At 67.7% G+C, this 13801-nt stretch carries 14 protein-coding genes; 7 read left to right on the top strand and 7 right to left on the bottom strand.

Features of this window, described 5'->3' with window-relative positions; all coding sequences use genetic code 11:
* Nucleotides 1-12 precede the first annotated feature (12 nt).
* The 5 genes from ASD75_RS07400 to ASD75_RS07420 all read left to right on the top strand — a co-directional run bounded on the left by ASD75_RS07400 (nucleotide 13) and on the right by ASD75_RS07420 (nucleotide 5427).
* Nucleotides 13-1014 (top strand): NAD(P)-dependent oxidoreductase, encoded by a 1002-nt coding sequence (locus ASD75_RS07400; protein WP_056744387.1) that lies wholly within the window; start codon nucleotides 13-15, stop codon nucleotides 1012-1014.
* 145 nt (nucleotides 1015-1159) lie between these two features.
* On the top strand, nucleotides 1160-2119 hold the full coding sequence (locus ASD75_RS07405) for an ABC transporter substrate-binding protein (protein ID WP_056744389.1): 960 nt from the start codon (nucleotides 1160-1162) through the stop codon (nucleotides 2117-2119).
* Nucleotides 2120-2335: 216 nt separating this feature from the next.
* On the top strand, nucleotides 2336-3544 hold the full coding sequence (locus tag ASD75_RS07410) for an MFS transporter (protein ID WP_235511565.1): 1209 nt from the start codon (nucleotides 2336-2338) through the stop codon (nucleotides 3542-3544).
* 155 nt (nucleotides 3545-3699) lie between these two features.
* Nucleotides 3700-4746: a methionine ABC transporter ATP-binding protein gene (locus ASD75_RS07415; protein ID WP_056744393.1), complete on the top strand. Its 1047-nt coding sequence runs from the start codon at nucleotides 3700-3702 to the stop codon at nucleotides 4744-4746.
* 15 nt (nucleotides 4747-4761) lie between these two features.
* A complete protein-coding gene (locus ASD75_RS07420; protein ID WP_056744394.1) occupies nucleotides 4762-5427 on the top strand; it encodes a methionine ABC transporter permease in 666 nt (221 codons plus the stop codon).
* A gap of 158 nt (nucleotides 5428-5585) precedes the next feature.
* On the opposite strand, the gene ASD75_RS07425 is transcribed toward ASD75_RS07420, so the two are convergent.
* The 4 genes from ASD75_RS07425 to ASD75_RS07440 form a co-directional block, all read right to left on the bottom strand.
* The gene (locus tag ASD75_RS07425; protein ID WP_200947570.1) at nucleotides 5586-6365 is read right to left on the bottom strand and encodes an N-acetyltransferase; all 780 of its coding nucleotides are present in this window, start codon (nucleotides 6363-6365) and stop codon (nucleotides 5586-5588) included.
* A gap of 86 nt (nucleotides 6366-6451) precedes the next feature.
* The gene (locus ASD75_RS07430; protein ID WP_056744396.1) at nucleotides 6452-7486 is read right to left on the bottom strand and encodes a tripartite tricarboxylate transporter substrate binding protein; all 1035 of its coding nucleotides are present in this window, start codon (nucleotides 7484-7486) and stop codon (nucleotides 6452-6454) included.
* Nucleotides 7487-7547: 61 nt separating this feature from the next.
* Nucleotides 7548-8852: a glycerate kinase gene (locus tag ASD75_RS07435; RefSeq protein WP_056744398.1), complete on the bottom strand. Its 1305-nt coding sequence runs from the start codon at nucleotides 8850-8852 to the stop codon at nucleotides 7548-7550.
* Nucleotides 8853-8893: 41 nt separating this feature from the next.
* On the bottom strand, nucleotides 8894-9982 hold the full coding sequence (locus tag ASD75_RS07440; RefSeq protein WP_056744400.1) for a tartrate dehydrogenase: 1089 nt from the start codon (nucleotides 9980-9982) through the stop codon (nucleotides 8894-8896).
* 168 nt (nucleotides 9983-10150) lie between these two features.
* Between ASD75_RS07440 and ASD75_RS07445 the strand changes: the two genes are divergently transcribed.
* Both ASD75_RS07445 and ASD75_RS07450 read left to right on the top strand, forming a co-directional pair.
* A complete protein-coding gene (locus ASD75_RS07445) occupies nucleotides 10151-11125 on the top strand; it encodes a LysR substrate-binding domain-containing protein (protein WP_056744402.1) in 975 nt (324 codons plus the stop codon).
* A 110-nt stretch (nucleotides 11126-11235) separates the two neighbouring features.
* Nucleotides 11236-11823, top strand: a complete 588-nt coding sequence (locus tag ASD75_RS07450) for a DUF1566 domain-containing protein (protein ID WP_056744404.1) — start codon at nucleotides 11236-11238, stop codon at nucleotides 11821-11823.
* A 55-nt stretch (nucleotides 11824-11878) separates the two neighbouring features.
* On the opposite strand, the gene ASD75_RS07455 is transcribed toward ASD75_RS07450, so the two are convergent.
* The 3 genes from ASD75_RS07455 to ASD75_RS07465 form a co-directional block, all read right to left on the bottom strand.
* Complete coding sequence (locus ASD75_RS07455; RefSeq protein WP_056744406.1) at nucleotides 11879-12280, bottom strand: carboxymuconolactone decarboxylase family protein; 402 nt, start codon at nucleotides 12278-12280, stop codon at nucleotides 11879-11881.
* Nucleotides 12207-12686 carry a MerR family transcriptional regulator gene (locus tag ASD75_RS07460; RefSeq protein ID WP_056744408.1) on the bottom strand — a complete coding sequence of 160 codons (480 nt, stop codon included), beginning with the start codon at nucleotides 12684-12686 and terminating at the stop codon, nucleotides 12207-12209. The genes ASD75_RS07455 and ASD75_RS07460 overlap by 74 nt, the downstream gene beginning before the upstream one ends.
* Before the next feature lie 149 nt (nucleotides 12687-12835).
* Nucleotides 12836-13726 (bottom strand): LysR family transcriptional regulator, encoded by an 891-nt coding sequence (locus tag ASD75_RS07465; protein WP_056744411.1) that lies wholly within the window; start codon nucleotides 13724-13726, stop codon nucleotides 12836-12838.
* Between the last annotated feature and the right edge of the window lie 75 nt (nucleotides 13727-13801).

Raw genomic sequence — 13801 nt, forward strand, 5'->3', positions numbered from 1 at the left:
AACGGATACGCCATGAATGCCGTGCTGGCCCCCCGCCCCCTGGTGGTGTTGAACCAGACCGGTGCCGAGACCGATGCCCTGGTGGCCGCAGCGGGCTTGCCCGTGGCCCTGGCCGACGATGCCGCTGTGCCTGCATGGGAGCGCGCCGCTGATGCTGATGTGCTGTTCACCGGCCCGCGCAATGGCTGGCGCAATGCGCCCGCGCAGCCCCCGGCGGGCTGGCCGGGGCGCCTGCAGTGGGTGCATGTGGCGTCGGCGGGCATCGACTTCTTTCCGCCTTGGTTGCTGCAGGTGCCGCTGGTGACATGTTCACGCGGTGTGGCGGCTGTGCCCATTGCCGAATATGTGATCACGGCGCTGCTGGCACACCAGCGCGACTGGGACACACTGCGCGTGCAAGGGGCCGACCCATGGCGCGAGACCTTTGCGCGGGTGGACCAGCACCTACCCGGCACCCTGCAGGGCCGCACGCTGGGCATTGCGGGCTATGGCGCCATTGGCCGCGCGGTGGCCTTGCGTGCACAGGCGCTGGGCATGCAGGTGGTGGCGCTGCGGCGTGGGGGGGCGCCGGTGGATGGACGGGGTGAAGGGGGTGAAGGCGTGCAGGCGGTGGGCTCCATCGAGCAGCTGCAGGCGGCGTCTGACCACCTGGTGCTGGCCCTGCCCATCACCGCGCAGACCTACCACCTCGTCAACGCGGCCACGCTGGCCCATGCGCGGCCGGGACTGCACCTGGTGAACATTGCGCGCGGCGCCCTGGTGGACCAGCAGGCACTGCTGCATGCGCTGGATGCGGGCCGCCTGTCGGGCGCCACGCTGGATGTGACCGACCCCGAGCCTTTGCCCGACGGCCACCCTCTGTACCACCACCCGCGTGTGCGCATCACGCCGCATGTGTCGTGGGCCGCACAAGGGGCTGCGGAGGTGACGGCGTGCAAGTTTGTGGGCAACCTGCAGCGCTTTGTGGCCGGGCTGCCGCTGCACGACGTGGTGGACAGGGAGCGCGGTTACTGAGCGCCGCAGGCCAGCGGGCCACCCCACCCACACCCCGCGCGCGCATACGAAAACCGCATATGGATGCTTGCAAGCCTTCGTTGGCGCCGCGTGGGGTGGGTGATGCAATGAATGCCGAATCAACCTTGCCTTCATTGACCACACCATGCTGCGCCGCCAATTCCACCATCTGCTGACCGCCTCGGTCGCTGCCAGTTCGTTCCTGTCGCCCGTCCTCACCCATGCCCAAAACTCGTCACGCGTGCTGCTGCGTGCGGGCGACCAGAAGGGTGGGCTGCAGGCGCTGCTGGACGCAGCGGGCGAGCTCAAGAACCTGCCCTACGACATCAAGTGGAGCGAGTTCCCGGCGGCTGCGCCACTGGCCGAGGCGCTCAACGCCAACGCGGTGGACTTTGGCCCCATTGGCGATGCGCCGCTGCTTTTTACGCTGGCGGCGGGCAGCCGGGTCAAGGCGTTTGCGGCCAGCCGCTCTGATGCCTACGGCACGGCCGTGCTGGTGGCGCCCCACTCGCCGCTCAAGACGGCGGCCGACCTCAAGGGCAAGAGCATTGCCACCAACCGGGGCTCCATCGGCCATCTGGTCACCCTCAAGGCGCTGGAGTCGGCGGGCCTCATGGCCGACGATGTGCAGCTGCGCTTCATCCCGCCGCCAGACGCCAAGCTGGCGCTGACGCAGGGCTCGGTTGATGCCTGGGCCACCTGGGAGCCCTACACCGCACTGGCTGAGACCAGCGGCCATGCGCGCGTGCTGGTCAGCGGCCGGGGCCTGTGGTCGGGCCTGAGCTTTCTGGCGGCCACCGATGCGGCCCTGGCAGAAAAGCGTGCGGCGCTGGCGGACTTCAAGGAGCGCGTGGCGCGTGCGCAGGTGTGGTCGTACCAGAACGCCAAGCCGTTTGGCCAGTCGCTGGCGCGCATCGTGGGCATTCCGGCCGATGCGGCGCAGCTGCAGTTTGAGCGCCGCGCCACCCGCTGGCAGGACATCGACGCCCAGGTGCTGGCCGACCAGCAGAAGACGGCCGACTTTTACCTGGCGGCAGGCCTCATCAAGCAGCGGCTGGATGTGCGGGGCACGTTCGACACCAGTTTCAATGGGGGCAAGGGCTGAGGACGGCTGCTCCCGACCTTTCGCCGTTCGGCATTCACCGTTTGCAGCTCGTCCGTCCCGGTGGGCGTTGGGCGGGTTGATGCGCTGGATGTCGTTCGCCAACCATCAACGGAACGCGCTGGTGTGTCCAACGCGCCTCTCCCTGACCTTGAGCCACCGGGGTGCATGCCACCCCGCGCCAGCAACCTTGCGCTGGCCGCACCACAATCGGGTCATATGACCTCTTCTTCGACGATGCTGCGGGTGATCAGCCTGGCAGCCTTTTGCAGCATGGCTTCCATGCGTGTCTGCGACCCGATGCTGGTGTCCCTGGCACGCGAGTTTTCTGTCACCACGGGCGATGCGTCGGCCGTCATCGCGGCGTTTGCCGTGTCTTATGGCGTGCTGCAGTTGTTTTATGGCCCCCTGGGCGACCGGCTGGGCAAGGTGCGCGTGGTGATTGGCGCCACGTTTGCCTGTGCGCTCTTCAGCGGCGTGACGGCGCTGGCGCCCACGCTGCCGGTGCTGGTGGCGTCGCGTGCGGCCATGGGGGCGTCGGCGGCAGGCATCATCCCGCTGTCGATGGCATGGATTGGCGACAACGTGCCGTACGAGCAGCGGCAGGAGACCCTGGCGCAGCTGATGGTGGCCACGGTGTCGGGGATGATGGCCGGGCAGTGGTTTGGCGGCTTTGCAGTCGAGGCGCTGGGCTGGCGGGCTGCGTTTGTGGTGCTGTCGCTGCTGTTTTTGACCGCCGCGAGCCTGCTCTGGCGGCAAGACCGCGCCATGGCGGCCAGCACCCCGGCACCTGCGGCTGGCGGTGCGGTACCGCCTGCTTTTTCGCTGTCGGCGTACCTGGCCAACACGGCCGCGCTGCTGCGCATGCCCCGGGTGCGCTGGGTGCTGACCGTGGTGGCGGTGGAGGGCGCCCTGGCCTTTGGCACGCTGGCTTTTGTGCCCGCGCGCATGGTGGACGGGTTTGGGCTGTCGGCCTCGGCGGCCGGTGGGGTGATGGTGCTGTATGGCGTGGGCGGGCTCATCTACAGCCTGCTGGCGCGCCGCTGGCTGGCGCTGCTGGGTGAGCGGGGCCTGGCGCTGATGGGCGCCTCGCTGATTGCTGCCGGGCTGTTGCTGCTGGCCTGGGGGCCGGTGGCGGCCTGGGGGGTGCTGGGCTGCTTCTTTGCCGGGGTGGGGTTTTACATGCTGCACAACACGCTGCAGGTGCAGGCCACGCAGATGGCGCCCGAGGCCCGGGGCACGGCGGTCACGCTGTTTGCGTGCCTGCTGTTCCTGGGGCAATCGCTGGGGGTGCTGCTGGTGGCGGCCAGTGTGGACCGGGGTTGGATCGCTCCCGTGTTCTCGATGGCGGCGCTGGGGGTGCTGGTGCTGGGCGCGCTGGTGTCGCGCAAGGTGAATGGCCGGGTGGCGGTGCCCGCGGGAGCGTAGTCTGGAGTCGGCCACACCGTGCAAATAACTTTGATGTCTTATTACTTTATTTTTTGATAGTTTGATTCTTTATGGCGCAATAGTACATTCCCTGATCTTTGTGTCTTTTGGGGCCGAACCCGCGCCGCCCGGCGTGTGGCGGCCCTTTGTGTTTCATGATCGAACTACGGGGTATCACCCAAACCTACCAGGGCTCACAAGGCCCGGTCGAGGCGCTCAAGGGCATCGACCTCACCATCCAGCCGGGCGAAGTGTTCGGCATCATCGGCAAGAGCGGCGCGGGCAAAAGCTCGCTGGTGCGGGTGATCAACCTGCTCAACCGGCCCACCACGGGCCAGGTCATCGTGGGCGGGCAGGACCTGACCCAGCTGAACGACGCGCAGCTGCGCGAGGCACGCCGCGAGATCGGCATGGTGTTCCAGCACTTCAACCTCCTGTCGTCGCGCACCGTGTTTGACAACGCCGCGCTGCCGCTGGAGCTGGCGGGCATGGACAAGGCCGCCATCCGCGAGCGTGTGAACCCACTGCTGGAGCTGGTGGGCCTGTCGGCCCTGGCCGACCGCTATCCGGCGCAGATCAGCGGCGGGCAAAAGCAGCGTGTGGGCATTGCGCGTGCGCTGGCCAGCCGCCCCAAGGTGCTGCTGAGCGACGAAGCCACCTCGGCGCTGGACCCGGAGACCACACGCTCCATCCTCGACCTGCTGCGCCAGGTGAACCGCGAGCTGGGCCTGACGGTGGTGCTGATCACCCACCAGATGCAGGTCATCAAGCAGGTGGCCGACCGCGTGGCCGTGATCGAGGCTGGCCGCATCGTGGAGCAGGGCCGGGTACTGGACGTGTTCACCCGCCCGCAGCAGGCCATCACCAAGAGCCTGATCGACGAGATCCTGCCGCAAGAGCTGCCCGCCAGCGTGCTGGACCATGTGCGCAAGCTGGCAGGCCAACTGAGCGCAGGACGAACCGGCCAGCTGCTGCGCCTGTCGTACGCCGGGGACAGCGCTTACCAGCCCATCCTGTCGCAGCTGATCCGCCAGTTTGGCGTGGACATGAGCATCCTGCACGGGCAGGTGGATGAGATCCAGGACGAAACCTTTGGCTCGCTGGCCGTGTACGCCAGTGGCGAGGCCGAGAGCGTGCGCGGCGCGGTGGCGCACCTGCGCGCGGGCGGGGTCGAGGTGGAAGAAGTGGCCGTGGCCGGTTAAGAGGGAGCACACATCATGTTCAACAACTTCACGCCAGCCATGCTGGATCTGTTTGCTTCGTCGCTGTGGGAGACGCTCATCATGGTCGGCATCTCCGGCCTGGTGGGCGGCTTGCTGGGGGTGCCTCTGGGCGTGTTCCTGCGCCTGACCGATGACGGCGGTGTGCTGGAGAACGGCCCCGTCAACAAGCTGGTGGGCTGGCTGGTCAACTCCGTGCGGTCCACGCCCTTCATCATCCTGCTGGTGGCCATCATCCCGTTCACGCGGCTCATCACCGGCTCGTCCATCGGCACGGCCGCAGCCGTGGTGCCACTGACCATTGCCGCTGCCCCGTTTGTGGCCCGCCTGGTCGAGGCCGCGCTGCGCGAGGTGGACCACGGCCTGGTCGAAGCCGCGCAGGCCATGGGCGCCACCACCAGCCAGATCGTGTGGAAGGTGCTGCTGCCCGAGGCGCTGCCCGGCATCGTGGCGGGCCTGACCATCACGTTCGTGAGCCTGACCGGCTACTCGGCCATGGCCGGTGCCATCGGCGGCGGCGGCCTGGGCGACCTGGGCATCCGCTACGGCTACCAGCGCTTTCTGCCCGAGATCATGCTGGCCGTGGTGCTGGTGCTGATTTTCTTTGTGCAAGCCGTCCAAAGCCTGGGCGACTGGGCGGTGCGCAAGCTGAGCCACCGTTGAGCGGTGAATGGTTTGCTATTGAATCAATAGCAGCTGGCGCATGATCCACTAGCGCTTGCGGCCTGTTTGGCTTCCAACCAACGCGTGAAGGCACTGCGTGGGCCTCAGCGTTGGTCCTGGCTCTCTCGCATCCTGTGGGAGAGGTGCAGAAGCCAATCTCAGCCCGGCACCCGGTAGTGGTAGCCGTAGGCCGTCTTGAACCCCATCGATTCATACAGCCGCAGCGCAGGCGTGTTCTGCGCCCGCACCTGCAGGTAGGCGCTGGTTGCACCGGCCTCCATGCCCCAGTGCAGCAGCGCCTGCACCAGCGCGCGCCCGCGTCCGCCGCCCCGGTGTTCAGGCGCCACAGCCAGGTCGTACAGGCCCACCGCGCCGCGCTCCAGCACCGCCAGGCCAAAGCCCACGGCATGGCCTTGGGCGTCGTGTTGCAGCGCATAGCCCACCGGGTGGGCGATGGCGTCGAGGATGCTGCGGTGCAGGTTGCGGTGGTGCGGCGCCACGCCGTTGGCCGCCGCAAAACCTTCCAGCCACGCGGGCGATGGCGAGGCGCTGACCACGGTGCTGCCGTCGGGCCGGGGCACCGCGCCCAGCGCCAGCGGCCGGTGCAGGACCAGCGAGGGGTCAAAGTGCTGGTAGCCCGCGTCCGCCAGCTCCTGGTCGGCCTCGGCCGGGGCCAGGGGGGAGATGCGGAACACGGCGGGCAAACCATGCCGCGCATACAGCGCCACCGCCGCCTCGCGCACGCCGTCAAACGGCGCGCCAGGCACCAGCGCGTTGACCGAGTTGGCGCGCTTGGTGTAGCCGCCCGACAGCCGGAACACCCAGCCCCGGTGAAACACCGTCTGGTGCGCGGGCCAGGCGTTGAAGGCGCGTTCTTCCAGCGCGCGGACGAGGGCTGCGGGGGCGGTGTTGGCAATGGGGGCGGCGGTGTCGGTCATCGCAGGTTTATACCAACCCACCTTGACCATTCACCTCGCCAGCCACCCTGTGCGACGACTCTGTGCAACCGCTCTTTGCCACCGGGTCAGTCGGTGGTGATCTTGTTGTCTGCCACCAGCTTGGCAAAACGTGCGGTGTCGGCCGCAATCTGTTCGGCCATCTGCGCGGGGGTGTTGCCGATGGGTTCGGCGCCAATGTCCTGCATGCGCTTCTGAAAATCGGGCGACTGGATGACCTTGACCATTTCGGTGTTCAGCCGCGCCACCACATCGGCGGGCGTGCGGGCGGGGGCCAGCACACCAAACCAGGTGCCTATGTCAAAGCCCGCAAAGCCGCTTTCTTGCAGCGTGGGGACATCGGGCAGGGTGGACGAGCGCTTGGCCGTGGTCACCGCCAGGGCGCGCAGCTTGCCCGCCTTGATGTGCGGTAGCACAGGGGTGACGGTGTCGAACGACATCGACACCTGCCCGCCCAGCAGGTCGGTGGTGAGCGGGCCGCTGCCTTTGTAGGGCACATGCAGCAGGGGCTGGCCGATGGACGTGGCGAACTGCGTGCCGATCAGGTGCTGTGCTGTGCCCGCGCCGTTGGAGCCGTAGGAGAACTTGTTGGGCGTGGCCTTGATCAGCGCCACTAGCTCCTTCACGTCCTTGGCGGGCGTGGCCGCACTCACGGCCAGCACGTTGGGCACCAGCGCCACGGTGGTGATGGGTGCAAAACTCTTTTGAAAGTCGTAGTTGAGCTTTTTGTACACGCTCGTTGCAATGGTGTGGTGCACCGCGCCCATCAGCAGCGTGTAGCCGTCGGCAGGGGCCTTGGCCACGTAGTCGGCCCCGATGGTGGCGCCCGCGCCGCCCCGGTTTTCCACGATCACGGGCTGGCCCAGGGCTGTGCCCAGTTTTTCGCCGAGCGCACGGGCCAGCACATCGGTGGTACCGCCGGCCGCAAAGGGCACAACGATGGTGACGGGCTTGGCCGGCCAGGCCTGCGCGAGCGCCGGTGCGCTGGGCAGGGTACAGGCAGCGCCAGCCAGAGCGGCCAGCGCCAGCAGGTGGTGCCGGCGTGTGGAGGGCGTTGTGGGCGGCGTTGATGGTGGGTGGTGCGGGGTTGCAATGCGTGTCATGGTTGTCTCCGTTGGGTTGTGGTTCTTGTGGTTGCTGGGCTAGGGACGTCGGTGCATGGCGTCAGCCCGTGGCTGCGATCAGGACCGCGCGGAAGTCGTTGACGTTGGTGCCCGTGGGCCCGGTGACCACGGCGTCGCCCAGCGCGCCAAAAAAGGAGTGGGCGTCGTGTGCGTCCAGCGCGGCGGTGGCGTGTTGGCCCAGCGCGGCGGCGCGCTCCAGCGTGTCGGGCGTGGCGATGGCGCCTGCCACGGGCTCCAGACCATCGATACCGTCGGTATCCCCGGCCAATGCGTACACGCCGGGCAAGCCCTTGAGCGACAGGGCCAGGGACAGCAGGCATTCCACGTTGCGCCCGCCGCGCCCCGGGGTTGGCATGGCTTGCCCTGGTGCCGGTGCGCGCAGGGTGACAGTGCTTTCACCGCCACTCAGCAGCACGCGGTGCCGTGGTGACGGGGTCTTGGCGGCGTAGCGGGCGACACCGGCCAGCACGGTGCCCATGTCGCGGGCTTCGCCCTCCAGCGCGTCGCCGAGCAGCGTGGGCTCGATGCCCGCCTGGCGCGCCACCTGGGCCGCCGCCTGCAGGGCCAAGTCGGGCGTGGCAATGACGTGGGTGGTGATGGGGCCCAGTCGGGTGTCGCCAGGCTTGATGCTTTCGCTGGCGGCAGTGTCCAGCGCGGCCAGCACGGCGGGCGGCAGAGCAATGCGGTAGCGCTGCAAGATGGCTAGCGCCTGTGCACGGGTGGTCGGGTCGGCCACGGTGGGGCCCGAGGCCACGTCCAGCGGGTCGTCGCCCGGCACATCGGACATCACCAGGTTGACCACGCGGGCGGGGCTGCAGGCCAGGGCCAGCCGCCCGCCCTTGATGGCCGAGAGGTGGCGCCGCACACAGTTCATCTCGCCGATGCTGGCGCCGCTGCGCAGCAGGGCCTGGTTGAGCGCCTGCTTGTCGGCCAGCGTGATGCCCGGCAGCGGCAAGGGCAGCAGCGCCGAGCCGCCGCCCGACCACAGGCCAATCACCAGGTCTTCTGCTGTGAGGCCCGCCACTGCGGCCAGCATCTGATGCGCAGCAGCCAGGCCCGCCGCATCGGGCACGGGGTGGGCAGCCTCCAGCACGCGGATGTGCTGGCAGGCGGCAGCATGCCCGTAGCGTGTGACCACCACGCCAGACAGCGGCGTGGGCCAGTGGGCCTCCAGCACCTGCGCCATCTGCGCCGATGCCTTGCCCGCGCCGATCACCACCGTGCGGCCCCGGGGCGGGGCAGGCAGGTGCGGCGGCAGACATATCGCGGGCTGCGCGGATGCGATGGCGGCGTCGAACATGCTGCGCAGCCAGTGGCGAGCCTGGGTGTCGATGTGCGTGCTCATCGGGTCGTGGGGCAGGGCGCAGTGTGTTGGGGCCACGCAGCTCAGGCGGCCTTTTGCAACTGCGTGCTGCTGATCAGCGCGCACACGGCGTCGGTCACCTGCGCCGTGGTGGCCGTGCCGCCCAGGTCGCGGGTGTGCAGGGCGGGGTTGGCGGTGACCTGTTCGATGGCCTGCATCACTGCGCGGGCGGCGTCGGCCTCGCCCAGGTGCTCCAGCAGCATCACCACCGACCAAAAGGTGCCGATGGGGTTGGCCAGGCCCTTGCCCATGATGTCGAATGCCGAGCCGTGGATGGGCTCGAACATGCTGGGGTATCGGCGCTCGGGGTCGATGTTGCCGGTGGGCGCGATGCCCAGGCTGCCCGCCAGCGCGGCGGCCAGGTCGCTGAGGATGTCGGCGTGCAGGTTGGTGGCCACGATGGTGTCGAGCGTGGCAGGGCGGTTGACCATGCGGGCGGTAGCGGCGTCCACCAGCTCCTTGTCCCATTTCACGTCAGGGAACTCGGTGGCCACCTGCGCGGCAATCTCGTCCCACATCACCATGGCATGGCGCTGCGCGTTGCTCTTGGTGATGACGGTGAGCAGCTTGCGGGGGCGGGATTGGGCCAGGCGGAAGGCGTAGCGCAGGATGCGTTCCACCCCCACGCGGGTCATGATGGACACATCGGTCGCCGCCTCGATGGGATGGCCCTGGTGCACGCGGCCGCCCACGCCCGAGTATTCGCCCTCGGAGTTTTCGCGCACGATGACCCAGTCCAGGTCCTTGGGCGTGCAGCGCTTCAGGGGCGCATCAATGCCCGGCAGGATGCGCGTGGGCCGCACGTTGGCGTACTGATCGAACCCTTGGCAGATCTTCAGGCGCAGGCCCCACAGCGTGATGTGGTCGGGGATGTCCGGGTCGCCGGCTGAGCCGAACAAGATGGCGTCCTTGCCGCGCAGCGCATTCAACCCGTCGGCCGGCATCATCACACCGTGGGCGCGGTACCAGTCGCCGCCCCAGCCAAAGTTTTCGAACTGGAACTGCAGACCCGCATGTCGGGCGGCCAGGGCTTCGAGCACGCGCTGGCCGGCGGGAATCACTTCCTTGCCGATGCCGTCTCCGGGGATGGTGGCGATTTGGTAGGTTTTCATGAAGGTCTTTGGTCTTGGTGTGTGAAAGCGTTGGGGAAGGCCTGCGGGGATGTCTTGCCGCGAAAAAACGGGTGGAACAAAAACAGTGAGAGCGACTGTAGGCATCCGCTCGTTGTAAAAACGGCGCTCAAGTGAATCCATCGTTAACCTGCAGTTGATAATGCGGCGATGAGCTCTACCATCCAGCCCGCAGAACTGGGCTTCTTCTCGGCACTGGCGGCCAGCCCCAGCCTGAGCGCCGCCGGGCGCGAAATGGGTGTCTCCACCGCCGCCGTGAGCAAACACCTGGCGCAGATGGAAAAGCGCCTGGGTGTGGTGCTCATCAACCGCACCACCCGGCGCATGAGCCTTACGCCCGAGGGCGAGCTGCTGCTGGAGCATGCGCGCCGCATCCTGCGCGAGATCGATGCGCTGGATGAACTCATCGTGCAGTCCAAGGCCAGCCCCAAGGGCCTGCTGCGCGTGAATGCCACGCTGGGTTTTGGCCGCATGCACATCGCCCCCGTGATCTCGGACTTTGTGCGCCAGTACCCCGAAGTGGATGTGCAGCTGCAGCTGTCGGTGCACCCGCCACCGATCACCGACGATGCCTACGACGTGTGCGTGCGTTTTGGCGAGCCGCCCGACGGCCGCGTGATTGCCCGCCGCATGGCCCCCAACCGGCGCGTGCTGTGCGCCGCACCCGCCTACCTGGAGCAGCATGGCAGGCCCCGCGTGCCGCGCGACCTGATGGAGCACCAGTGCATCGGCATCCGCCAGGGCGACGAGGCCTACGGCCTGTGGCGCCTGACCACCGGGCGTGGCAGCAAGGCGCACACCGAGTCGATCAAGATCACCGGCAACCTCACCACCAACGACGGCGAGATCGCCGTGTTGTGGGCGCTGCAGGGCCACGGCATCGTGATGCGCGCCGAGTGGGACGTGAACCGTCATCTGGCCCAGGGCCTGCTGGAGCCCGTGCTGCCGCAGTACCACACGCCTGCGGCCGACATCTACGCGGTGTACCCGCAGCGGCACCAGTTTTCGACGCGGGTGCAGGCGTTTGTGGGGTTCCTGGCCGAGGCATTGGCCGCGTCAGGCACGCTGGCAGGAGTGGGCGTGGGTGGCCGCACGGACAAGCGGCGGGCCGCGCGGGTTTCTTGACCTGGTGGGTGGCGCGCGGGCCGCTGCCGGGTTAGGGTGTCGCCAAGGCATCCTGTGATGCCTCTCTGCCCCCGGACCTGTACCTGGCTTTCATTGCCCCTGCTTTGCCCATGAAAACATTGTTGCCGCTCATCCCCCCGCTGTTGGTTGCCCTGTTGGCCGGGCCTGCGCAGGCCGCCGATTCGCAGGTGGCCGCCGATTGGTACCTGTCCGCCGATGGCGCTTATGTGTTGGACCAGCGTGCCGGCCTGGCCTGGCCACGCTGTGTGGAGGGCATGCAATGGACCGGCAAAACCTGCACGGGCCAGCCCCTGCTGCTGGACCGTGCCGAGGCCACGGCGCTGGCCTCTGACCGCTGGAAGGCCGAGGGTGTGGGCTGGCGCCTGCCCCGTGCGACAGAGCTGCAGCGGCTGGTGGACAAGGCGCTGTCGCACCCGGGCCTCAACCCTCTTCTGTTCCCGGCGGCGCCGGGCCAGTGGCACTGGACGTCCACCGCCAACGTGAGCGCGCCCAGCGTCAACCAGTACACCTACGGCAACATCGCCCAGAGCCGGGCGGGTGATGGCGCGCGGCAGGCGGCCATGATCAACGGCTGGGCGGTGAACCTGTCCACCGGCGAGGCGCGCGGCGATGCCGCGCGGGCCAGCAAGCTGCCGGTGCGGCTGGTGCGGCCGATGCCGGTGGGGGCCGCCAAATAGGCGGTCGCTCCGCAGCAGTCGCATCCGGCAGGACAGGGCGGGGCGGCAGGGCGCTTCAAGCGGTCTCTGGTTGTGCGTCGGCTGCTGCAAACACCTCGCGTGCCGCGGCCAGTCCGTTGAGCGCGGCCGGAAAACCTGCGTACACCGCCATTTGCATCAGCACCTCCACGACCTCTTCGCGGGTGACGCCCACATTGAGCGCCGCCTGCAAATGCACCTTGAGCTGTGGCGTGGCGTTGCCCAGCGCGGTCAGTGCGGCGATGACTGCAATCTCGCGGCTGCGCAGATCGAGTCCGGGGCGCGAATAGATGTCGCCAAACGGAAACTCGATCAGGTAGCGCGCAAAGTCGGGGGCGATGTCGGCCAGGCTGGCGACGACACGCTCACCCGCGTGGCCGTCGATTTCGCGCAGCTTGGCGAGGCCCTGGAGATAGCGGGGTTGGGTTTCGGGGGACATGGGAGCTTCCTTGGTGGGTGGCCGACGGGGTGGACCGAAGGGAAGCTTCCAGGCCCTGGTAGTGCGCGATCTTGGCTTGCAGCGCCTGTGCGGCTTGCTGCATCGTGGTGATCGTTGCCAGCACCTGCGCCAGGTGCTGTTCCAGCAACTGGCGCCGCTCGGGGGCGGTGGCGTTCCCTTCGCTGCGCAGCCGCGCAAAGGCCTGCATCTGCCCAATGGGCATCTGGGTCTCGCGCAGGCGCAGCAGGAATCCGATCCATTCCATGTCCGAAGCCGCATAGCGGCGCTGGCCACCTGGCGCGCGCGCCACGGGCGCAATCAGCCCGGCGCGCTCGTAGTAGCGCAGCGTGTGCGCGGTCAGGTCCGTGCGTTCGGCGACTTCGGCAATGGTGAGGAGGGATGCCATGGGAACGATTCTGAAAGTTGGAGTGCACTCTAAGTCAAGCACTGAATCGCTCCAACGTGACAAGGGGTCGCAACAGGCCGCTGTCTAACCCTTGTTCGTATTCGCAGCCTCGTGATCTCTAGCCACCCGCGTGCTTGCAAGCAGTCTCTTCACCGCAGCTGCAACGCCTGCAGCACCAGCGAAAACGCAGGCGATGGCTGACGCCGACTGGGGTAGTACAGGTGGTAGCCCGCGAACGGTGGGCACCAGTCTTCCAGCACTCGGACCAAGCGTCCGTCTTCGATGTGGGTGGCCAGTTCGTCCTCGGGCAGCAGCGCAATGCCCAGCCCGGCCAACGCTGCATCGACCTGGGGCGGGGCGGTGTTAAAGATCAGCGGGCCATCCACCCGCACGTTGACCTGTTTGCCCTTGCGCGCAAAGTCCCACACGTACAGGCCGCCCGAGGTAGGCATGCGCTGGTTGATGCACCGGTGCGCCGTCAGGTCGTGCGGGGTTTTGGGAATGGGATGGGCGGCAAAGTAGCTGGGCGATGCGACCACGGCCATGCGAAGCGGCGGGCCGATGGGCATGGCAATCATGTCCTTGTCGATGGTGTTGCCCAGGCGGACCCCGGCGTCAAAACGGTCGGCCACGATGTCGCGAAAGCCGTAGTTCATGTCGAACTCCAGCGTGATGTCGGGGTTGTCGTGCAACAGTGGCATGAGCTTGGGCAGCAGCGTGGTGTGCATGACGTGGTCGCCGCAGGTGATGCGCACAGTGCCTGCGGGTTTGTCGCGCAGTGCGGTGAGCGCATCCAGCTCGGCCTCAATATCGTCAAAGCGGTGACCGATGGCTTGCATCAGGCGTTCGCCCGCTGGTGTGGGCGAGACGCTGCGCGTGGTGCGTGTGAGCAGCCGGATCTGCAGGTGCTCTTCAAGGCCACGGATGGTCTGGCTCAGCGCGGACTGCGTGACGCCCAGAGTGGCTGCGGCCCGGGTGAAGCTGCCCTCGCGCGCCACGGTGACAAAGGCCATCAGATCGTTCAGGTTGCGTCTCGCCATGTCTGATTCTCTGGATTGATTGGTTAGCCAGTCTTATAAACCCATTCGCCATTCATTATCTAGTCGGCGCAAGCA

The organism is Acidovorax sp. Root568 (assembly GCF_001427445.1).
Lineage (GTDB): Bacteria > Pseudomonadota > Gammaproteobacteria > Burkholderiales > Burkholderiaceae_C > Acidovorax > Acidovorax delafieldii.